This is a genomic window from Microbacterium sp. CCNWLW41 (genome assembly GCF_037083505.1).
The window spans coordinates 403,667-424,340 of record NZ_JBAOJP010000001.1 but is presented as its reverse complement, the minus strand read 5'-3'; the positions used below and the strand labels follow the sequence as shown (position 1 = coordinate 424,340).

The 20,674-nt window shown below is 72.0% G+C and carries 15 protein-coding genes; 8 read left to right on the top strand and 7 right to left on the bottom strand.

Features of this window, described 5'->3' with window-relative positions:
• Window positions 1-65 precede the first annotated feature (65 nt).
• The gene (locus tag V6R91_RS01770; RefSeq protein ID WP_336393877.1) at window positions 66-1,025 is read left to right on the top strand and encodes an alpha/beta fold hydrolase; all 960 of its coding nucleotides are present in this window, start codon (window positions 66-68) and stop codon (window positions 1,023-1,025) included.
• A 109-nt stretch (window positions 1,026-1,134) separates the two neighbouring features.
• Window positions 1,135-2,067: an SGNH/GDSL hydrolase family protein gene (locus V6R91_RS01765; protein WP_336393876.1), complete on the top strand. Its 933-nt coding sequence runs from the start codon at window positions 1,135-1,137 to the stop codon at window positions 2,065-2,067.
• Between the two features lie 14 nt (window positions 2,068-2,081).
• Here the strand turns inward: V6R91_RS01765 and V6R91_RS01760 are convergent, their stop codons facing one another.
• Entirely contained in the window at window positions 2,082-4,250 is a 2,169-nt protein-coding gene (locus V6R91_RS01760) for an intein-containing Rv2578c family radical SAM protein (RefSeq protein WP_336393875.1), read from the bottom strand.
• A gap of 425 nt (window positions 4,251-4,675) precedes the next feature.
• Between V6R91_RS01760 and V6R91_RS01755 the strand changes: the two genes are divergently transcribed.
• Window positions 4,676-5,680 carry a M15 family metallopeptidase gene (locus tag V6R91_RS01755; protein ID WP_336393874.1) on the top strand — a complete coding sequence of 335 codons (1,005 nt, stop codon included), beginning with the start codon at window positions 4,676-4,678 and terminating at the stop codon, window positions 5,678-5,680.
• A gap of 133 nt (window positions 5,681-5,813) precedes the next feature.
• Window positions 5,814-6,977 carry an acyl-CoA dehydrogenase family protein gene (locus V6R91_RS01750; protein ID WP_336393873.1) on the top strand — a complete coding sequence of 388 codons (1,164 nt, stop codon included), beginning with the start codon at window positions 5,814-5,816 and terminating at the stop codon, window positions 6,975-6,977.
• A gap of 78 nt (window positions 6,978-7,055) precedes the next feature.
• On the opposite strand, the gene V6R91_RS01745 is transcribed toward V6R91_RS01750, so the two are convergent.
• From V6R91_RS01745 to V6R91_RS01735, 3 genes are all read right to left on the bottom strand, one after another.
• Window positions 7,056-7,907: an energy-coupling factor transporter transmembrane component T gene (locus tag V6R91_RS01745; RefSeq protein WP_336393872.1), complete on the bottom strand. Its 852-nt coding sequence runs from the start codon at window positions 7,905-7,907 to the stop codon at window positions 7,056-7,058.
• The gene (locus V6R91_RS01740; protein WP_336393871.1) at window positions 7,904-9,940 is read right to left on the bottom strand and encodes an ABC transporter ATP-binding protein; all 2,037 of its coding nucleotides are present in this window, start codon (window positions 9,938-9,940) and stop codon (window positions 7,904-7,906) included. The genes V6R91_RS01745 and V6R91_RS01740 overlap by 4 nt, the downstream gene beginning before the upstream one ends.
• Window positions 9,941-10,023: 83 nt before the next feature.
• Window positions 10,024-10,575: an ECF transporter S component gene (locus V6R91_RS01735; RefSeq protein WP_336393870.1), complete on the bottom strand. Its 552-nt coding sequence runs from the start codon at window positions 10,573-10,575 to the stop codon at window positions 10,024-10,026.
• Between the two features lie 142 nt (window positions 10,576-10,717).
• Here V6R91_RS01735 and V6R91_RS01730 point away from each other — a divergent pair, with 142 nt between their 5' ends.
• A complete protein-coding gene (locus tag V6R91_RS01730) occupies window positions 10,718-13,735 on the top strand; it encodes a S8 family serine peptidase (RefSeq protein ID WP_336393869.1) in 3,018 nt (1,005 codons plus the stop codon).
• A 189-nt stretch (window positions 13,736-13,924) separates the two neighbouring features.
• On the opposite strand, the gene V6R91_RS01725 is transcribed toward V6R91_RS01730, so the two are convergent.
• Together V6R91_RS01725 and V6R91_RS01720 are read right to left on the bottom strand one after the other, a co-directional pair.
• A complete protein-coding gene (locus V6R91_RS01725) occupies window positions 13,925-14,947 on the bottom strand; it encodes a pirin family protein (RefSeq protein WP_442928083.1) in 1,023 nt (340 codons plus the stop codon).
• 13 nt (window positions 14,948-14,960) lie between these two features.
• A complete protein-coding gene (locus V6R91_RS01720; RefSeq protein WP_336393868.1) occupies window positions 14,961-15,278 on the bottom strand; it encodes a GNAT family N-acetyltransferase in 318 nt (105 codons plus the stop codon).
• A 201-nt stretch (window positions 15,279-15,479) separates the two neighbouring features.
• Here V6R91_RS01720 and V6R91_RS01715 point away from each other — a divergent pair, with 201 nt between their 5' ends.
• Window positions 15,480-16,343: an SGNH/GDSL hydrolase family protein gene (locus V6R91_RS01715; RefSeq protein WP_336393867.1), complete on the top strand. Its 864-nt coding sequence runs from the start codon at window positions 15,480-15,482 to the stop codon at window positions 16,341-16,343.
• A 99-nt stretch (window positions 16,344-16,442) separates the two neighbouring features.
• Window positions 16,443-18,992, top strand: a complete 2,550-nt coding sequence (locus V6R91_RS01710; protein WP_442928082.1) for a DEAD/DEAH box helicase — start codon at window positions 16,443-16,445, stop codon at window positions 18,990-18,992.
• A gap of 34 nt (window positions 18,993-19,026) precedes the next feature.
• Here V6R91_RS01710 and V6R91_RS01705 read toward each other — a convergent pair whose 3' ends face one another.
• The gene (locus tag V6R91_RS01705) at window positions 19,027-19,899 is read right to left on the bottom strand and encodes an SDR family oxidoreductase (protein WP_336393866.1); all 873 of its coding nucleotides are present in this window, start codon (window positions 19,897-19,899) and stop codon (window positions 19,027-19,029) included.
• A gap of 154 nt (window positions 19,900-20,053) precedes the next feature.
• Here V6R91_RS01705 and V6R91_RS01700 point away from each other — a divergent pair, with 154 nt between their 5' ends.
• On the top strand, window positions 20,054-20,590 hold the full coding sequence (locus V6R91_RS01700; protein WP_336393865.1) for a DUF1697 domain-containing protein: 537 nt from the start codon (window positions 20,054-20,056) through the stop codon (window positions 20,588-20,590).
• The last annotated feature ends 84 nt before the right edge of the window (window positions 20,591-20,674 follow it).

The window sequence follows — 20,674 nt, the reverse complement described above, 5'->3', positions numbered from 1 at the left end:
GAGGTTACCGTACGATCGTTCGTATTCATAAGTACGACCGTTCGTATTCTTCGGATCGGAGCATCATGGATATCGCAGCCGCCGTCGCCGGCACGTCCGTCCGCGCCGCAGGCGCCCTCTCGCCCCGGTGGGGCGCCGCCGTCGCGATGCCGCTCTTCGGCCGCGTCGCCAGACCGCGGCCCGTTCACCCCGACCACGAGCCGACGATGTCCCGCGCCCGACGCGGTCGTGTCACGGTCGCGGGCGTAGATCGGCGCGGTGCCGAGGTCGAGACGTACGAGTGGGGCGGCGGAAACCGGGTCGTGCTGCTCGCGCACGGCTGGGATGCGCGCGCCAGCCAGTTCGCGCCGCTCATCCGCGAGCTCGTCGCCGAGGATTACCGTGTCGTCGCGTTCGACGCGCCGGCCCACGGGAACTCGGCCGGGCGGCGCACGTACCTCGTGGACTGGCTCCACGTCTTCGCGGCCCTCCAGGAGCGCCACGGCGGGTTCGAGGCCATGATCGGGCACTCGTTCGGCGGGCTCGCCACGCTGATCGGCGCCGCGGGAGGCATCCGGGCATCGCGGGTGGTCACCATCGCCGCGCCGGCGGACGCCGCTGCGCTGCTCACGCAGTTCCAGGCGGGCCTCGGCTACTCCGATGCCGTGTCGCTCCGGATGAAGGAGCTGTTCGCGAGCCGGTACTTCCCGGGTGAGCCCGACCCGTTCGCGTGGCTGTCGAGCGTGCAGCGGCCCGTGCCGGCCACGGTGCCGCTGCTGATCGCCCACGACCGTGAAGACCGCCTCGTGCCCTTCGCGGAGGCGCAGCGCATCGCGGCGGCGCATCCCGGTGCCCGTCTTCTGGAGACGCGCGGACTCGGGCACAACCGGCTGCTCGCGGCAGACGTCGTGCTCGACGCGGTGCTGGCGCACCTCGCCGCACCGGCCGTCGCCGCCGCGCCATCGGCCCCGCCGATCGCCCAGGGACGACCTGAGCCGGCACCGCTCCCCGCCGGCGCGGCACGCTCCGTGCCGGTGGGAGTCTGAGCCCCGTCGCAGCGGGGCCCTTCCGCCCCGATGGCCGCTGTGGTATTGCTGTGACCATCGACGAAGGCGTCGAGTCGACTGGGGGGTCGAGAGCACTGGGGGTATTCCGATGGACGTCTCGATCACACGCGTGCGGACGCACGAGGATTCGCGGCGCCGGCTGCGCGCCGTCATTGCGGTGGTCGCCGCGCTGGCGGTGGCATGCCTGCTCGCCGTCGCGGCCCCCGCTGAGGCGGGCTGGGCCGCGCCGGTCGCGGCCGCGAAGCCCGACAAGCCCGGCGGCGGCAACGGCGGAGGCGGCGGAGGCGGCGGGGGCGGCGGAGGCGGCGGGGGCACCGTCGAGCCCGCGTACGCGGCGGTGGGCGACTCGTTCGCCGCCGGCGTGGGCGCCGACAGCTATCTCGACAGCTCCTGCTACCGCAGCTCGAAGAGCTACCCGAAGCTGCTCGACGCCGATCCCGACAAGCGGCTCGTCGCCTTCCTCGCCTGCTCGGGCGCCAACACGTCCGCGGTGCTGACGCAGGTCGCCGGCATCCCCGCCGACGCGAGCATCGTCACGGTGACCGTCGGCGGCAACGACGTCGGGTTCGCCGACGTCATGCAGAACTGCTTCGTCCTGGTCACCTCGACCTGCTCCTCGAAGATCGCCGCGGGGTCCGCGATCGCGACCTCGGACGCCTTCAAGGCCAGCATCGCGAACGTGATCGGGGCGATCCGCACCAAGGCCGCGACTGCGCGCATCGTGGTGACCGGGTACCCGCTGCTGTTCTGGGAGAACTCCTCGGGCGTCAACCCCAAGTACACGTGGGCGGACGAGGTGAACGACCAGACCGTCGTCCTGAACGACGTCATCGAGCAGGTGACCGTCGCCAACGGCGCCCGCTTCGTCGACGTCGAGGACGACTTCGCCGGACACGGCATCGGCAGCACCGCCCCGTGGATCAACGACTTCCGGTGGCTCAGCAGCAGGAACGCCTTCCACCCCAACAGCGCGGGGTACGTCGCGTACGCCGCGGCCGTGCGCGTGACGCTGGCCGGCTGAGGGCGGGCTCGCCGTCAGAAGAGCCGGCCGGATGCCTCGGCGCCGAGCGTCGCGCTCCTCGCCGTCGTGTTCCTCGCGCTCGCGGCGGCGGCACGCCCGCGTGAGGTCGTGACGATCGGAGCGGCGCGTGCGTCGGCGCGGTCGGCGAGTCCTGCCACCGGCGCCCCGCGCCCGTGCTCCTCCTCGGCGCGCCCGTCGAGCCGGTGCGCGCGCAGGAGCGGCCGCACGCGCTGCGCCAGCCATGCACGGTACGCCTTCGGCGCATTCGCGGTCACGCCGGGGTACATCCCTCGATACGACGGCACGAGTTCCGGATGCCGCTGCTCGAGCCACTGCATGAACCACTGCTTCGCGCCCGGCCGGAGGTGCAGCGCGCCGTAGACCACCCGGATCGCGCCGGCCTCTTTGATGCGGGACAGCGCGTGGTCGATCGCTGCTGTCGAGTCGGTCAGGTGCGGGATGATCGGCATCAGGAACACCGTGACGCGGAAGCCCGCGTCGGCGGCCGCGCGGACCGTCTGCAGCCGGGCGGAGGCGCTCGGCGTGCCCGGCTCGATCAGGTGCTGCAGCTCGTCGTCGAACACCGCGATCGACATGGCCAGCGTGACGGGCACGTGGGCCGCGGCATCCGTCAGCATCGGCAGATCGCGCCGCAGCAGCGTGCCCTTCGTGAGGATCGAGAACGGCGTGCCCGACTCGGCGAGCGCCGACACGATGCCCGGCATGAGCTGGTAGCGGCCCTCGGCGCGCTGGTAGGGGTCGGTGTTGGTGCCGAGCATCACCGGCTGGCGCTGCCAGCTGCCCCGCCGCAGTTCCTTCTCGAGCACGTCGGCGACGTTGATCTTCACGACGACCTGCGTGTCGAAGTCCCGCCCGGCGTCGAGGTCGAGGTACTCGTGCGTGCCCCGGGCGAAGCAGTTGTGGCTGATCACCCCGTTCGCGATGAAGTCACCCGTCGATGTCGTGATGTCGACCATGTCGATCGTCTCGCCGAGGTCTTCGATGGAGACCACCCGCAGTGGTGCGGCGGACGTGACGGCGTCGCCGATGAGGGACAGTTTGCGGGTGATCGCGCGCTGGGTGAGCTCGAAGAACCGGCGCCGGGCGGGGAGCCCGCCGAGCAGCCGCACGGCGCTCACGCCATTCGCGCGGGGCGGCTCCTGCACATGGGGGAAGCCGTGCGCGTCGAGGGCGCCGCAGATCGCAGACAGGATCCGGGGGTCGCGATTGGTGATCCGCAGCACTCCCCGGCTGCAGCTCCCCTCGGCGTCGAAGACGCCGGCAAGGAACCCCCGAGACCACTCTGGCGACGGGTCAAGCGGCCACCCGATCAGTTCTGTGATCGCGTCGTCATCCGACCCGCGTGAAGTGAAGATGGCGTTCATCTCGCGGCGTTCTGCCGTCGCGGCCGAGAATCTGCGGAGGGTCGTCCGCACGCCTGCCGCCTCGAGGTAGCCGCGGGAGCGGTCCAGCGCCTCAGAATCCCCCAGAGCGAGCCGGAATCCATGTGCCACATAGGTCCCTCGCCCGTTGCTTCGCGGGTACGACCGTCTGAGCATCATCGCGTCACCGCGGATCATGCCGCAGAGATAGCCCGACTGGTACGCATCCGTCGGAAGCGCGGGGGACGAGGTGCCGCCGAGGCCGAAGCCCAGGAGCTTGTTGTTCGTCGTGAGGTGCGGTCGCTGCGGCGCCCCCTTCGGTGCGGGCTGCACGTGCTTCCAGCCGCGTTCGGTGAGGAAGCGGTGGTCACCGCTCGCCACGAGCACGGTGCCGTCGGCGAGCGTCACACGATACGCGCGCTTGCGCGTCTCCCACTGTGCGGAGACTGTCGCGCGGACGTATCTGCGGTAGGCGCCCTCCCGACGGGTGCCGACGACCTCGTCACCCGCGCGAACGTCACCGATGCGCTTGCTGCGCCCGTCGGCCATCAGAACCTGCGTGTCGGGATGCAGGCAGTACACGCACGAGTGACTGCATCCGCGGTACGGGTTCACGGTCCAGTCGAACGGCATCGCGGACGCCATCGGCACATGGTTGAGCGCCGACTTGCAGAGCACCTCGTGGAAGGTCACGCCGGCGAACTCGGGCGTGGTGAGCGAGCGCACGAGGCTGTTGAGCTGCTCGAGGCCGGGCAGGGCCGCGGCATCCGCCACACCCAGCTCCTGACCCTGCCAACGCATTCACCCATGAGAACAAAAATTCGAAAGCGCGTCAAGACGCCGGGGCGGCGTGTCGAACATGGCGGGAAAGCGTGCGCCGATGCTCCGTCCAGGTCAGAATGGCAGGCGTGACGGAGCCTGGCCGGCTCGCCACCCCCCGAGCCGTTCCCGAGACTCGTCGCGCTGCCCGAGCGATGCGCGATGAGGCGGCGCGGCGCGCCCGGGAGGAGTCCGCCGCGGTCGCACCGGACGCCGCGTCCGCCGCACCTGCACCCGCTGCCGCGGCCTGCACGGCCTCCCCCGCGTCCGCGCCTCACACCGCATCCCCCGCGTCCGCGCCTCGCACCACCTCCCCTGCGGCGGCCGCGCCCGACACGGCAGCGACGCATCCGGTTCCCTCGCTGCGAGCGCGACCGGGCGGGCGCGTCGCGCGCCATAGCCGCCCGGTGACGAGTGAGCGGCGGGCCGCCCGCGGCGCCGAGATCCTCGCCGTCGGCGAGGACGCGCAGCCGGTCCGGCACGCGCGTCCCCGGCGGCTCACGGGCCGCGTCGCCGCGGTGGCGGGCCTCGCCGCAGGTGCGGCACTGCTGCTCGGCTCGGCGGCGATGACGGCCGCGATGCTGCCGCCCGCCCCGCCGGCAGAGGTCGAGGCTGCGCTCACCACCACGCTGGAGGCGCGTGAGATCGAGCAGCTCCCCGTGCCCGCCGTGGAGCAGTCGCCGCTGGCCGCAGACCTCTGCGCTCTGCCCGAGTTCCTCACCGCGCTCCGCTCGGGCGCCGACGAGCAGGCGATCGTCGCCGCGGGCGGCGGCGAGGCGTTCCGCTCGGCAGTGGTCGACGGCCGTGCGCCGTGCGTGGACCTCGGCGACTCGTCGCGCATCTGGGCCGTCGTCGACAAGCTGCGCCCCGCGTCTCCGATCGACTATCGCCCCGGCGGCCTTGTGCTGCCCGACGGCGTGCGCAACATCGAGGGAGGCGCCCTGCGCACGGAGGCGGCATCCGCTCTCACCTCGCTCGTCAATGCGGCGCGCACGGCTGGCGTCGGCGAGATCGCCCTGGAGAGCGGGTTCCGCTCATACCAGACGCAGCAGCAGACCTACGGGCGGCATTTCGCAGAGCGTGGCGACCGTGCCGATCAGGTCAGTGCGCGGCCCGGGTACAGCGAGCACCAGCTGGGCCTCGGGGCCGACGTCGTCGCGTGCGCCGGCGCCTGCGGCACACTCGACGACCTCGCTGCGACGCCGCAGGGGCAGTGGGTCGCTGCGCACGCGTGGGAGCACGGGTGGATCGTGCGCTACGTCGAGGGCGCGACCGAGGTGACCGGGTACCTGCCGGAGCCCTGGCACCTGCGCTACATCGGGCCCGAACTCGCCAAGGCGTACCACGACGGCGGGTGGACGTCGCTGGAGGCCTTCTTCGCCCTCGCCCCCGCGCCGGACTACGCGCAGTGAGCGGGCGCGGCATCCGTGATGAAGGAACTCGATTCCACATCAGGTGAGACTGGATGTCGCGGGCGCGGCGTAGGATCGGGGTACCGGGGCCGCGACGGGACGCCGGCTCGACGAAGAGAGAGGTTCGCCTGCCATGGAGCGGGATATCTACGACGAGGACCACGACGCCTTCCGCGACGTCGTCAAGGAGTTCATCAAGCGCTACGCCTCGGACGAGAAGCGCCGGCAGTGGGACCGCGACGGCGAGATCGACCGCGCCACCATGCTGGCGGCGGGCGAGGCCGGGATCATCGGCCTGTCGGTGCCCGAGGAGTTCGGTGGCGCCGGCATGCTGCAGGACTACCGCTTCCGCTCGATCGTGCTCGAAGAGACGATCGGCGCGGGCCTCGGCTCGCTGGCCGGCGCCCTCGGCATCCAGGACGACCTGGCCGTGCCCTACATCGTGCACATGGGCACGCAGGAGCAGAAGGAGAAGTGGCTGCCGGGCATGGCGACCGGCGAGATCCTCGGCGCCCTCGCGATGACCGAGCCCGGCGCCGGCTCGGACCTCCGCGGCATCAAGACCACCGCCAAGCGCGTCGAGGGCGGCTACATCGTCAACGGTGCGAAGACCTTCATCTCGTCGGGCAAGACCGCCGACATGGTGGTCACCTTCGTCAAGACGGGTGAGGGCAACCGGCCGGATGCCTTCAGCCTGCTGATCCTCGAGGACGGCATGACGGGCTTCGACCACGGCAAGAAGCTCGAGAAGATGGGCTTCCACGGCTGGGACACCGCCGAGCTGTCGTTCACCGACGTCTTCGTTCCCGAAGAGAACCTCATCGGCGGCAAGGAGGGCCTCGGCTTCATCCAGCTCATGATGAACCTGCCGCTCGAGCGCCTGTCGATCGGCGTCGCGGCGGCGGCAGCGGGCGAGGCCGCGTTCGTGTGGACCCGCGACTACGTGCTCAGCCGTGAGGCGTTCGGCGAGCGCATCGCCGACTTCCAGAACACCCGCTTCAAGCTCGCCGACATGGCCACCACCGTCGACGTCATGTGGGCCTACGTCGACCGCGCGATGATGCTCTACCGGGATGAGAAGCTCACCGCCGAGGAGGCCGCGAAGGTCAAGTTCTGGACGACCGACCGCGAGGCCGAGCTCCTCGATGTCGGCGTGCAGCTGCACGGCGGCTACGGCTACATCACCGAGTACCCGATCGCCCGCGCCTATCTCGATGCCCGCGTGCACCGCATCTACGGCGGCACGAACGAGATCATGCGCGACATCGTCTCGCGCCAGATCGTCGGCAAGCGCTGACGGATGCCACGACCCGGCCCTCTGCGGAGGCACCGGGTCTCCGGCATCCGTCGCTCCCGGGCGGAGGCCCGCTCGAGGTCAGGCCAGACCCCACGGGAAGGTGGCGGCGAGCAGAGCCGCGGAGACCGCCCAGAAGGCCAGCGTGAAGACGGTGTCGCGCGCCCGCCACGGCACGGTGTACCGCTCGGTGCGGTCGGGGTGCGCCCCGAAGGCGCGGGCATCCATCGCGAGCGCGACCCTCTCGGCGTGGCGGATCGCTCCGGCCAGAAGCGGCACGATGTAGCCGAACCACCGCGCGACCGCGACGAACGGCCCCCGTCCGCCGTGCGCACCGCGCACGCGATGCGCCTGACGGATCACGTCGAGCTCGTACCCGAAACGGGGCAGGAACCGGAACGCCGCGAGCGCGGTGTAGCCGATCCGGTAGGGCACCCGCAGCTGCTGCACCGTGGCGCGCACGAGGTCGGGACCCGTCGTCGACAGGCCGGTGATCAGGGTGAGCGCGAGGATGGCCGACAGCCGGAGCCCGGTGGCGAAGCCGACGGCGAGGGCTCCGCCGTACATCGTCCAGCCGCCCAGCTGCCACGCCACCCAGGACTGGTCGACGCGCGACGCGTCCGTCCACAGCGCGAACCCGAAACCGATGATCAGGGCACCGAGCGGCAGCACGAGGAACAGGATCGCCGCCAGGCGCCGCGTGAATGAGACGCCCACCAGCAGCACGGCGTACGCGAGCGCGAGGAAGGCCGCAGGGGTCGCGGCGTCCCGCACGAAGACCAGCAGCGCGGCGGCGGGCAGTGGTGCAGCGAGCTTGGCGAGCGGGTTGAGGCCGTAGAGGAAGCGGACAGCGGATGCCTCGACCCGCCGCGCGTACGGATCGACCGCGCTGCGCGACGCCGTCGCCACGGTCAGGGGCCCGGTGTCGGTCACAGCGCACCTCCCGCGGCGTGCGGGGCGGGTGCCGCGTGCGGGCCGAGTTCCTGACCATTCGCGGCGGAGTGGTCGGGATCGGCGACCTCGGGCGACCTCGACGCGTCGTTCGGAAGCTCGGCAGACGCGGCGCCGTTCGGGAGCTGGGCGGGCGCCCCGTCGGGCTCGGAGCGCGGGAGGGCCGCCCGGCTGCCGGGGAGATCGGCCAGACGTGCGATGCGGGCGAGCTCGGGGTGGCGCACGACGTTCCGCAGCGCACGGCGCAGCGGCGGCGGGCGCAGGCCGGCGCCGGTGATGAGGGCGTCGTCGGCGAACACCTCGGCGGTCAAGCCCTCGGCGAGCACGCGGCCGCCGGTCATCACGACGGTGCGGTCGGCGTAGTCGGTGACCAGCTGCATGTCGTGGCTCACTACCAGGATCGTGGTGCCCTCGGCGTTCAGCTCCGACAGCAGCGACAGCAGCTCCTCCGCCCGTGCACGGTCCTGGCCGAAGGTGGGCTCGTCGAGCACGAGCACGGGGGCCCCGGCGACGAGCGCCGTGCCCACCGAGAGCCGCCGCTTCTGGCCGCCCGACAGCAGGAACGGGTGGCTCGCCGCCTTCGAGGCGAGCCCGAATCGATCCAGGAGAGCCGTCGTGCGCGTCCGCACCTCCTCCTCGGGCAGGCGCTGCAGCCGCAGGCCGTGCGCGATCTCGTCGAAGACCGTGTGCGCGATGAACTGGTGCTCGGGGTTCTGGAACACGAAGCCGATGCGCCGGCTCAGGGTGCGGGCGTCGGCGCGACCGACGTCGACCCCGTCGACGTGCACGGTGCCCTTCGGCGGCGCGACGACGCCCGCCATCGCCTGGATGAGGCTGGTCTTGCCCGCGCCGTTCGCCCCGACGACCGCGACGAACGCGCCGCGCGGAACATCGAGGTCGATGTCGTGGAGCACCTCGGTGCGGCCGCGGCGCAGCGTAAGGCCGCGCACGCGGATGAGCGGGCCGGGTGGCTTGCCTGCGGCCGGTCCGGAATTCGGAGAATCAGCGGTTTTCCGGACTGCGGCGGGCGTGGCATCCGGAATCTGCGCGATTGTCCGAATTCCGGATGCCGCGGGGGCCGGTGCGGGGGGAGACCCGGATCCCGCGGGGGCCGGTGCGGGGGGAGACGCGGATGCTGCGGGGGCGGGCGCGGGCTCGGCGTCGAGGGCGGCGCGCAGCTCGTCGGGGGTGAGCGGAAGCGGCTCGAGCGCGAAGCCGGCGCGGCGGAGACGCAGCGCGGCGATCGTGGACACGGGCAGCCAGACACCCATCCGCTGCAGCTCCTCGGCGCGGCCGCGGAGGACCTCGTCGACGGTGCCGTCGGCGAAGAGCCGCCCGTCGTGATCGAGCACGACCACCCGGTCGACGAATCCGACCGCGGCATCGAGGTTGTGCTCGACGAGCAGGATGGCCCGATCCCCGGCGGGCACGAGCTCGGCCAGGGCGGCGTAGACCTCTTCGATCCCGGCGGGGTCGAGGTTCGCGGTCGGCTCGTCCAGCACGAGCAGCGGCGAGCCCATCGCGAGGGCGCAGGCGATCGCCAGCCGCTGACGTCCGCCGCCCGACAGCCGGTCGGGGTTCTCGGAGCGGCGCTCCCACAGCCCCACGCGGCGCAGGGCGGCCTCGGCGCGGGCGAGGACGTCGGGCACCGGCATCCGCAGGTTCTCCGGACCGAACGCGACCTCGTCGAGAACCGTTCCGGTGACCAGCTGCGCGTCCGGATCCTGGAAGACCATGCCGACGCGGGTGCTGAGCTCGGCGACCGCGGTGTGCCGCGTGTCGAGGCCGCCGACCTCGACGGATCCCGTGACGTCGGCGGGCACCGTGTGGGGGATGAGCCCGTTCAGCGCGAGCGTGAGCGTCGACTTGCCCGAGCCGCTGGGACCGAGGAGCAGCACGACCTCACCCGGTGAGACGTCGAACGACACGGATGCCGGCGCCGGGGCGGTCTCGCCGTCGTGGGTGACGCCGAGCTCGCGCACCCGCAGCAGCGGCGCGGCAGTGGACACGGGCATCCGATCGTGGTGGAAACTTAGCCTTCCCTAACCTACCCCGCGTCCGGGGTGGCGGCGAAGCGAGCTCGCGCGCGCGGACGACGTCAGGCTCGGCTTCGGCGCGCCACGCCGGCGCGGCGGAGCGCCGCGCCGATCCCGAGCCCCACGGCGGTCCATGCCACCGGACCGACGATGAAGAGCGCGACGTAGACGACCTGGCCCCAGAGCGGGAACCGCGACACGTCCGCGGCGAACCAGATCGCCACAGCGATCACGGCGCCCACGATCACCGCCGAAAGGAAGAACCGCCAGGGCTCCCAGCGCTTGTAGCGCGACGTGGCGGCGACCAGCTCCTGCAGCGCGCCGACGAGCAGGGCGGTGCCGATGTACCGGCCGATCCACAGCGGAACGACGGCGCTGGCGACGAGCGCCGCGATGAGGTGCGTGATCAGCGCGACCCACGGACGCCGGAGCAGCTCCTGCGCCACCACGCCCGGAAGGACGTGCACCCCGAGCACGAGCCCGTACAGGATCGGCGCGCCCGCCGAGACGAACCCGCTGATGGCCCCGGCGCCGGCCTGCAGAACACCCGTCGCAACACCGATGGCCGCGCACGTGAGCAGAACGCTCGTCGAAAGTCGGGTCGGCTCAGCCACCTGCCCAGCCTATCGGCGGTAGGCCTCTCGATTCTCACAGAGCTCTCATTAACCGAGAATCAACCGAGAGTTAGGTTTGAGGTCGCTGCGCCCCGACGAAGTGGCGCAGCGACTCCCCACGAAAACCAATATGGAGGCCACGATGGGTCGATCCTCCGTCAGAGCAGCCGCGGTCGTCACACTCGCCGCACTGTTCACGGGCACTGCCACAGCCAGCTTCGGCGCGGCGCCGGAGGAGGTGAGAACCCCCGTTCCGATCGATGCGCCCTCCGGCCGCTACATCGTCATGCTGAAGGACGCACCACTGGCGACGTACGACGGCGGCCAGGCCGGCATCCAGCGCACGAAGCCCGAGACCGGGAGGCAGCTGGACGCGCACTCCGCGAACTCGCAGAAGTACATCGCGCACCTCAAGAAGGAGCAGCAGGAGGTCGCCGCCGAGGCGGGCGTCACGCCCGCCACGACGTACCAGGTGACCTTGAACGGGTTCACCGCCGACCTCGACGGCGCTCAGGTCGCGAAGCTGCAGAGCGACAAGAACGTGCTCGGGGTGTACCCCGACGAGATCCGCCACCCCGACGCCGTCCCGTCCACCGAGTTCCTCGGACTCGGCTCGGGTGACGCCGGAACCGGCGGAGTGTGGGATGCCGTCGGCGGCGTCGCCGAGGCCGGCAAGGGCGTCGTCGTCGGCGTGGTCGACACCGGCATCGCCCCGGAGAACCCGTCGTTCGCCGGCGACAAGCTCATCGGCAAGCCCGGAACGGGCAAGCCGTACATCAACGGCGACAACGTCGTCTTCAAGAAGTCCGACGGCAACGCGTACCGCGCCCGGCGCGTGGACGCGTCCGACCAGGGCTGGACGAAGGACCTCTACAGCACCAAGCTCATCGGCGCGCAGTTCTTCGCCGACGGCGCCGCGGCGACGGGCTTCGACTTCAGCTACGACTACCTGTCGCCGCGCGACGGTGACGGCCACGGCTCGCACACCGCGAGCACGGCGGCCGGCAACTTCGGTGTCGAGGCGTCGGTCGAGGGCGTCGGCTTCGGCGACGTCTCGGGTGTCGCCCCGGCCGCGAAGGTCGCGTCGTACAAGGCCTGCTACGTGGGTCCGGACGACCTCGTCACCAGCGACGACATCTGCGCGCTGAGCGACCTGCTCGCCGCGATCGACACGGCAGTCGCCGACGGCGTGGACGTGATCAACTACTCGATCGGCGGCGGCTCGGCCACCACCGTGCTCCAGCCGGAGGACATCTCGTTCTTCAACGCGGCGGCCGCCGGCGTGTTCGTCGCGGTGAGCGCGGGCAACAGCGGCCCCGGTGCCGCCACGGCCGACCACGCGTCGCCGTGGTACACCACGGTCGCGGCATCCACCATCCCGACGTACGAGGGCACCGTCACGCTGCCGAACGGCTTCCAGGCCGCCGGCGCCTCGGTGACCGTGCCGTTCGGCGAGAGCCTGACCGGTCCGGTCGTGTACTCGGGCGACGTCGCCAAGGCGGGCGCCGCTCCCAACGAGGCGGCTCTGTGCTTCCTCGGCACGCTCGACCCGGCCAAGGTCGCCGGCAAGATCGTGGTCTGCGACCGCGGCACGAACGCTCGCGTCGAGAAGTCGCAGGAGGTCGCCGCTGCCGGCGGCACGGGCATGATCCTCGTGAACGTGACCCCGGGCTCGCTCGACAACGACTTCCACTCGGTCCCCACCGTGCACATCGACGCGCAGCACCGCACGGCGCTGCTGGACTACGTGCGCAGCACCGCGGACGCCACGGCGACCCTCGTGGGTGACAACATCACCGGCAAGGAGACCCCGACCCCGCAGGTCGCGGGCTTCTCGAGCCGCGGTCCGATGCTCGCCGACGGCGCCGACGTCATCAAGCCCGACGTCTCGGCTCCGGGTGTCGCGATCGTCGCCGCCACCCACAACGGTCCGACCGAGGCGCCGACGTTCGGCTTCAAGTCGGGCACGTCGATGTCGTCGCCGCACGTCGCCGGTCTCGGCGCGCTGTACCTCGGTGAGCGCCCGACGGCCACGCCGGCCGAGATCAAGTCCGCGCTCATGACGACCGCGTACAACACGGTCAAGGCCGACGGCACCGACAGCACCGACCCGTTCGCGCAGGGTGCCGGCCACGTCGACCCGACGAAGTACTTCGAGCCCGGGCTGCTGTACCTCAACGGTCCCGCGGACTGGGCGGGGTACCTCGAGGGCGCGCTCGGCGAGGACCTCTTCGGCGAGATCGAGCCCACCGATCCCAGCGACCTGAACCTGGCGTCGTTCGGCATCGGCACCCTCCCCGGCCCGCAGACGGTGACCCGCACGGTCACCGCGACGCAGGCCGGCACGTTCACCGCCGAGGCATCCGTCCCCGGCATGAACGTGACCGTCGAGCCGAGCACGCTGACCTTCGGCGCGGCGGGCGAGACGCAGTCGTTCACGGTCTCCTTCGCGAAGGGCGACGCCCCGGTCGAGCAGTGGGCCACCGGCTTCCTCACCTGGACGTCGGGCGAGACCGAGGTGCGATCGCCGATCGCGGTGTTCCCGGTGACGGCCGCCGCTCCCGCGCAGGTCGAGGGTGAGGGTGCCGACGGCAGCGTCGACATCGAGATCACGCCGGGCATCACGGGCGACCTCCCGCTGAACCTGGCCGGCCTCGCTCGCGAGGACGTGCTGATCGACGGCACCGAGGCCACCGGGGCCGAGGACGACGGGTACACCTACGAGCTGGTCCAGGTGGCCGCCGGGACCGAGCTGGCGCGCTTCGCGCTCGACTCGTCCGACGACACCGGGTCCGATCTCGACCTCACGGTCTACCGTGTGGTGGGCCCCACCGATCTGCGCTACTACGAGAACTGGCAGTCCGCGTCGGCCTCGGCCGACGAGGCCGTCCAGATCGTGGCGCCGACCGCGGGCTACTACCTCATCGAGGCGCACGTGTATTCGTACACGGACCCCTTTACCTGGCAGGCCACCTCGGCTCTCGTCACCCCGGACGGACTCGGATCGCTCACCGCGACCCCGAACCCGCTGCCGGTGACCGAGGCCACGCCGACGCAGTTCCAGCTGTCGTGGTCGGGCCTCGAGAGCGGGAGCTACCTGGGTGTCGTGCGCTACGGCGACTCGCAGGTGCGCACGGTCGTCTCGGTCGACGTGCCGTAACCGTTCCACACCGAAGAGGCGTCCGGGCTGCGGCCCGGGCGCCTCTTCGCGTGCCGGGGCGGGGTCGCCGCGACGCGTGCACAGAATCGGAGGCTTCGGGCGGCGCGCCGGGCGACGGATGCCTCGCCCCGGCGTGTCGGCGAAAACCTCCGACGCTGTGCACGGCAGGCGATGCCGAGGCCGAAGGGGCTAGAGCCGTCGCCGACGCCGCGTGAGCCTCACGGCGGGCAGCGGCGGGGCGGGGATGCGCTCGTCGCCGTGGTCGACGACCCGGCCGAACCGCTCCGAGCCGGCCTCCCACGCCTCGCGCGCCTCGACGATCTCTTCGTGCGAGCGGCCGACGAAGTTCCACCACATCACGACGTCGTCCTCGAACGGCTCGCCGCCGAGCAGGAAGAGCGTCGCGCCGGCCGCGCTCGACAGCACGACGTCGTCGCGCTGGGTTCCGAGGTACAGCAGGTGCTCGGTGTCCAGGACGACGGCGGTGCCGGTCCCGTCGCCGACGGCGGACGCCACCTCGGCCTCGCCCGCCACGGCGATGAGCGCGTGCTCCCACGCCGCCTGCAGGGGAACGCGGACCGTCGCGCCGGGCGGGATGCGCAGCTCCGCCCCGACGATCGGCGTGTACACGGTGGCCGGCGACGCGACCCCGGCGAGCTCGCCGAGCACGACGGTCGCCGCGCCCGGGGAGCCGAGGAGCGCCGGAAGCTCGACGTCGGGCAGCACGTCGTGCTGCTCGAACGCCGGCGCGCCGTGGCGGCGGGACTCCGGCAGAGCGATCCACAGCTGCAGCGCGTCGAGCGGGGTGGGGCCGTCGCCGACGGAGTACTCGGAGTGGGAGATGCCCGCGCCGCTGGTCATGAGGTTGAGCGCACCGCGGCGGACGACGACGTCGCTGCCCACCGAGTCGCGGTGGCGCACATCGCCGAGGTACGGCCACGTCACCGTCTGCAGCCCGATGTGCGGATGCGGCTCCACCCGCATGCGGGCGTCCTGCGGACCGAACCGGTCGAGGAAGCACCAGGCGCCGACCAGCGGCAGGTCGCGCTGCGGCAGCGAGCGATGCACCGACATGGCGCGGACGCCCCCGAGCGGGACCTCCCTCGACTCGAGGAGCAGCGTGCGCGGGCCGGAGCATTCGACGGCGGATGCCACCTCCATCGCGTCCGGACGGAGGCCGCCGGCGGTCGACGAGGCGTCGAGGCGGGTCATCGCCCTGGTCCGCTCACTCGGGGTGCGGCTGGCCGGGCCACTCGATCGTGAGCCCGGGGACCTCGTTCTCGCGCAGGTGCTTGGCCACGACAGGGCAGTGCGGCACGACGGTCTCGCCGCGGCGCGCGGCATCCGTCATCGCCTCCGACACGACCGCCTGCGCGAGTCCGCGTCCGCGGAACGCCGGGTCGACCTCGGTGTGCGGGAAGAGCAGGCGCCCGCGGGAGTCGATGCGGAACGTCGTGAAGCCGGCGAGGACGTCTCCGACGTGCACCTCGTAGCGGTGCTCCTCGTCGTTGCGGGTCACGGTGATCTGTTCGGTGTCGGTCACTCGGATTCCTTCCGTCGTTCCCTTCAACGTACGTGTCGTGCGCGTGATTCCGCCAGCGCGCGCGGGGGCCTCTGGCGGGACGGATGCCGCGGGTCTATCGTCGGCATCAACTGCGGCGTCCCTCGGGCGAGAAGACGGCGACGAGGCAGCAGCCGATTCACGGGGGAATCGATCCGAACGCTGGGGATTCGAAGGGGAATCATGAAACGACGCATTCTCGCCGCGGTCGCGGCGATGGCACTCGGAATCGGCCTGATGGGAGCGGGAGCGGCAAGCGCGACGGCCGCGCCGCCGCAGCCGGTCGCGAAGTACGTGGCTCTCGGCGACTCCATCGCGGCGGGCCAGGGCGGAGGAGTCCCCCTGGACTCGTGCGTTCGCACCGACGGGGGCTACGCCGCCCAGCTCGACGATGTGCCGAGGATCAATCTGCTCCGCAACCCGGGCTGCTCCGGCGCCACGATCGAAGAGACCTGGGCCCAGCTGTCGCAGGTGAACCGCGGCACCACCCTCGTCACGCTCACCGTGGGCGCGAACGATCTCGGTCTCGATGCGGTGTACGCGCAGTGCGCGGCGGTTCCTGCCGGCGGCGACCTCAATGCGTGCCTGATGGCGGTTCAGACCGTCATCGACGACGCGCCCGGCCTCGTTCAACCGCTCGCGATGCTGATCGGCGAGATCGCGCAGCGCGCGCCCAACGCCACCATCGTCGTCACCGGTTACCCGCACCTGCTCGAGCCGGTCGATGTGCAGGCGTGCGCGCTGGTCGCACCGGTCGAGCAGTGCTTGGCGCTGGCCGCCCTCGCCCAGGCCGTCAACACAGCCACGGACGCCCTCAACGCCGTGATCCAGGCAGCGGTGGCGCTGGCCGCCGCGAACGGTGCGAACGTGGTCTACGCCGATGTCGTCGAGGCGTTCCTCGGGCACGGCGTGCAGCTGGTGCCCGGCGCGCCGAGCGATCCCTGGTTCGGACTGGACCCGGTGAACGATCCGGCCGGCTTCCTCCACCCGACCTACGCGGGGTACACCGCGTACACCCAGGTGATCCAGGCCGTGCTCGCGGGCTGATGACGGTGACGGATGCCGCGGCCCGCGGCATCCGTCCCGCCCCTGCCGTCGGGACGGGAGCGGCCCGCGCCGGCGGCAACGTCGGGCAGACTCGATCGGGTGACGCTACTCGAGACGATCGCGGCCGCGGCCGAGGCATCCGGATCCCCCGACGGCCCGGACGCCGACGCCCTGTACGACGCGTTCGTGGAGTGGGCGGGCGATCGGGGCTTCGCGCTGTACCCCGCGCAGGACGAGGCCGTCATCGAGATCGTGTCGGGCTCGCACGTGATCCTGTCGACGCCGACCGGGACCGGCAAGTCGCTGGTCGCCGTCGCCGCGCACGCCGCGTGCGTCGCCCGCGGCGGTCGCACCTACTACACCGCCCCGATCAAGGCGCTGGTGAGCGAGAAGTTCTTCGCGCTCGTCGACATCTTCGGCGCGGCGAACGTCGGCATGGTCACCGGCGACTCGTCGGTGAATCCCGACGCTCCCATCGTGTGCTGCACCGCGGAGATCCTCGCGAACCTCGCGCTGCGGCAGGGTGCCGACGCCGCCGTCGACCAGGTCGTGATGGACGAGTTCCACTACTACGGCGACCCCGAGCGCGGCTGGGCGTGGCAGGTGCCCCTGCTCCTGCTGCCGAGGGCGCAGTTCGTGCTCATGTCGGCCACGCTCGGCGACGTCACGGCGATCGCCGAGGACCTCGAGCGCCGCACCGGCCGCACGGTGTCGCGCATCACCGGCGTGGAGCGCCCCGTGCCGCTGCACTTCTCGTACGCCCGCACGCCCATCCACGAGACCGTCGAGGAGCTGCTGCAGACCGGCGAGTCCCCGGTGTACGTCGTGCACTTCTCGCAGGCCGCCGCGATGGAGCGCGCGCAGGCGCTGTCGTCCATCAAGATCGTGAGCCGCGAGCAGCGCGACGCCATCGCCGAGGCCATCGGCGGCTTCCGGTTCACGACGGCCTTCGGGCGCACCCTCTCGCGCTACGTCCGCGCGGGCATCGGCGTGCACCACGCCGGCATGCTGCCGCGCTACCGCCGCCTCGTCGAGACCCTCGCGCAGCGCGGCCTCCTCCGGGTCATCTGCGGCACCGACACCCTGGGCGTCGGGATCAACGTGCCGATCCGCACCGTGCTCATCACGGCGCTGTCGAAGTTCGACGGCACCCGCATGCGGCAGCTGTCGGCACGCGAGTTCCACCAGGTCGCCGGTCGCGCCGGCCGCGCCGGGTTCGACACATCCGGAACCGTCGTCGTGATGGCGCCGGAGTGGGAGATCGAGAACGAGGCTGCGCTGCGCAAGGCGGGCGACGACCCCGCGAAGCGCAAGAAGATCGTGCGGAAGAAGGCGCCGACCGGCGTCGTGAACTGGGGCATCGGCTCGTTCGAGCGGCTCGTCGACGCCGAACCCGAACCCCTCGTGCCGCACCTCCAGCTCACCGCGGCGATGCTCATCAACGTGATCGCGCGCGGCGGCGACGTGTTCGAGCACGTCCGCTCGCTCGTGTTCGACAACCACGAGCCCCGCGCCCGGCGCTACGAGCTCGCCCGGCGGGCGATCGCGATCTTCCGCACGCTCGTCACCGCCGGCGTCGTCCAGGTCGACCGCAGCGGAGCGGATGCCGCGGCGCCCGGCATCCGTCTCACCGTCGATCTGCAGCCGAACTTCGCACTCAACCAGCCGCTGTCGCCGTTCGCGCTCGCTGCGATCGAGCTCCTCGACCCGGAGGACACCGCCGGTGCCGCCGGGACGGGGCACTACGCGCTGGACGTGGTCAGCGTCATCGAGGCGACGCTCGACGACCCGAGGCCGATCCTCGCGCAGCAGGAGTTCAAGGCGCGCGGCGAGGCGGTGGCCGCGATGAAGCAGGACGGGATCGAGTACGACGAGCGCATGGCGCTGCTCGAGGAGGTCACGTACCCCAAGCCGCTCGAGGAGCTGCTGACCCAGGCGTACGAGGTGTTCGCGGCGAGCCAGCCGTGGGTGCGCGACTTCGCGCTGTCGCCGAAGTCCGTCGTGCGCGACATGTTCGAGCGCGCGCTGTCGTTCTCGGAGCTCATCTCGCAGTACCAGCTGGCCCGCAGCGAGGGCCTCGTCCTGCGCTACCTCTCGGACGCCTATCGCGCCATCCGGCAGACGGTGCCCGCCGAGGCGCAGACCGAGGATCTGCACGACCTCGTCGCGTGGCTCGGCGAGGTGGTGCGGCAGGTCGACTCCAGCCTCGTGGACGAGTGGGAGGCGCTGGTCAATCCCGTCGACGACCCCGCCGCGCCGGTCGTCCCGCCCGCGCCGCCGTCGGTGCTCACCAACCGCCGCGCCTTCCTCGTGCTGGTGCGCAACGAGCTGTTCCGGCGCGTGCAGCTGGCCGCGCTGCAGCGCGACGACGAGCTCGTCGAGCTCGATCCCGACGTCGACTGGCCGGCCGCGCTCGACGCGTACTTCGACGAGCACGACGAGATCCTGACGGGCGGCGCCGCGCGGTCGCCGCGCCTGGTGACGGTGGATGAGACGGATGCCGCGGCATCCGGTCTCTGGCGCGTCGAGCAGACCGTCGACGACCCGGCCGGCGACCACGACTGGCGCATCCGCGGTGTGGTGGACCTGCCCGCCTCGGAGGAGGCGGGGACGGCCGTCGTACGCATCACCGAGGTCGTGCGGCTGTAGCCGACGCGCCGAGGCGTCGTCGACGAGCCCGTCGTCAGCCGAGCCCGAGCCCGCCGTCCGTGGAGAGCACCTGCCCCACGACCCACGCGCCGTCGGGGCTCGCGAGCCAGCCGATCAGGCGCGCCGGGTCGGCCGGCTCGCCGTAGCGGCCGAAGGGCGTCGAGCGCATCCAGGCCTCGATCTCGTCGAGCGGCCGGTCGGTCGTCTCCGGGTCGAGGTAGCCGGTGTTGACGGGGCCGGGGTCGATCGTGTTGAGGATGATGCCGAGCTCGAGCAGCTCCGCCGCCACCGTCTTCGTGATGCCCGCCAGCACGGCCTTGCTCGCGGCATAGGCGACCTCGCCGCGCAGCGGGCCGTGGATCTGGCCGGAGGTCATCCAGAACACCCGGCCGGTGGGCTCGGCGAACGGTCCGCGCCGCTCGATGCGCTCGCCGGGTCGCGCACCCGGTCCGTCGACGGCGTGGAGGGCGGCGAACTCGCGGGTCAGCAGGATCGTCGAGCGCGCGTTGGCCTGCCAGAACCCGTCGAGCCGGTCCGCGGTCATGTCGAGGATCGACCCGTCGTCGCCGGACTGCGCGTGGTTGCACACGAGGATGTCGAGCCGGCCGGTCAGTGCGCGGGCCGCCTCGATGACACGGGGAACGGATGCCGCGTCCCGCAGGTCCGCGCCGAGGTCGCCGAGCAGGGCGCCGGGGGTGAGCTCGGCACGCAGCGCGTCGCGCACCGCGTCCAGGTCGTCGCCGCCCCACGGCAGGACGGTGTCGTGCGGGCGGAAGTGGTGGATGAAGACGTCGGCGCCGAGGCGCGCGAGCTGCGACGCGACGGCGAACCCGATGCCGCGCCGGCGTGAGACGCCGGTGACGAGGGCGGTCCTGCCGCGCAGCGGCAGGGAGGAGGAGGGGAACATGCGATGCCTTTCGTGGACGCCGTGTCGCGGCATCCGGATCATGCGCCCGCGCGGATCGCAGCGGGCGGCAGGGTGACGGAAGCGGCTCACCGGCATTGCATGACGACGACGATAACGGATGCCGGGTGTCGCCGGCATCCGGAATGATGACGTCATGCCCACCTACGTGGCCTTCCTGCGGGCGATCAACCTCGGCGCGAACCGGAAGTTCCCGAAGGACGACATCCGCCGCGTCGTCGAGGGCGTCGGATTCACCGATGTCGAGACCCACATCAACACCGGCAACGTGCGCTTCACGACGCCGATGCGCTCGCGCGCGAAGATCGAGGCGGTCCTCGAGCGGGCGTTCGCGGCCGACCGCGGCTTCGAGGTCCCCGCGATCGTGTTCACGACGGCGGAGCTCGCCGAGATCGCCCGGGACGCCACGGCGCTGAGCGCCGAGCGTCCCGGGCTGGAGCGGCACTACGTGTACCTGTTGAAGGACGAGCCGCCGGCGGACGCGGTGGCGCGGATCGAGGCGCTCGCGTCGGCCGAGGGCGAGATGGTCGTGCGCGGGCGGGCCGCGCACGCCCTCCTGGGTCCGGGATACCAGGCGGGGTCCGTCGACCCGCTGAACGCGGCGAAGCTGCTGGGGGTCGCGACCAACCGCAACCTCACGGTGGTCACGGCCCTCGCCGCGAAGTGGTGCTGACGCGGCTTCCTCCACAGGTCACGCCGGGTGCGACGGCCGGCACCGGTTCCCGCCGCATCCGCGGGCGGGCGGTCCCGCGTCGGG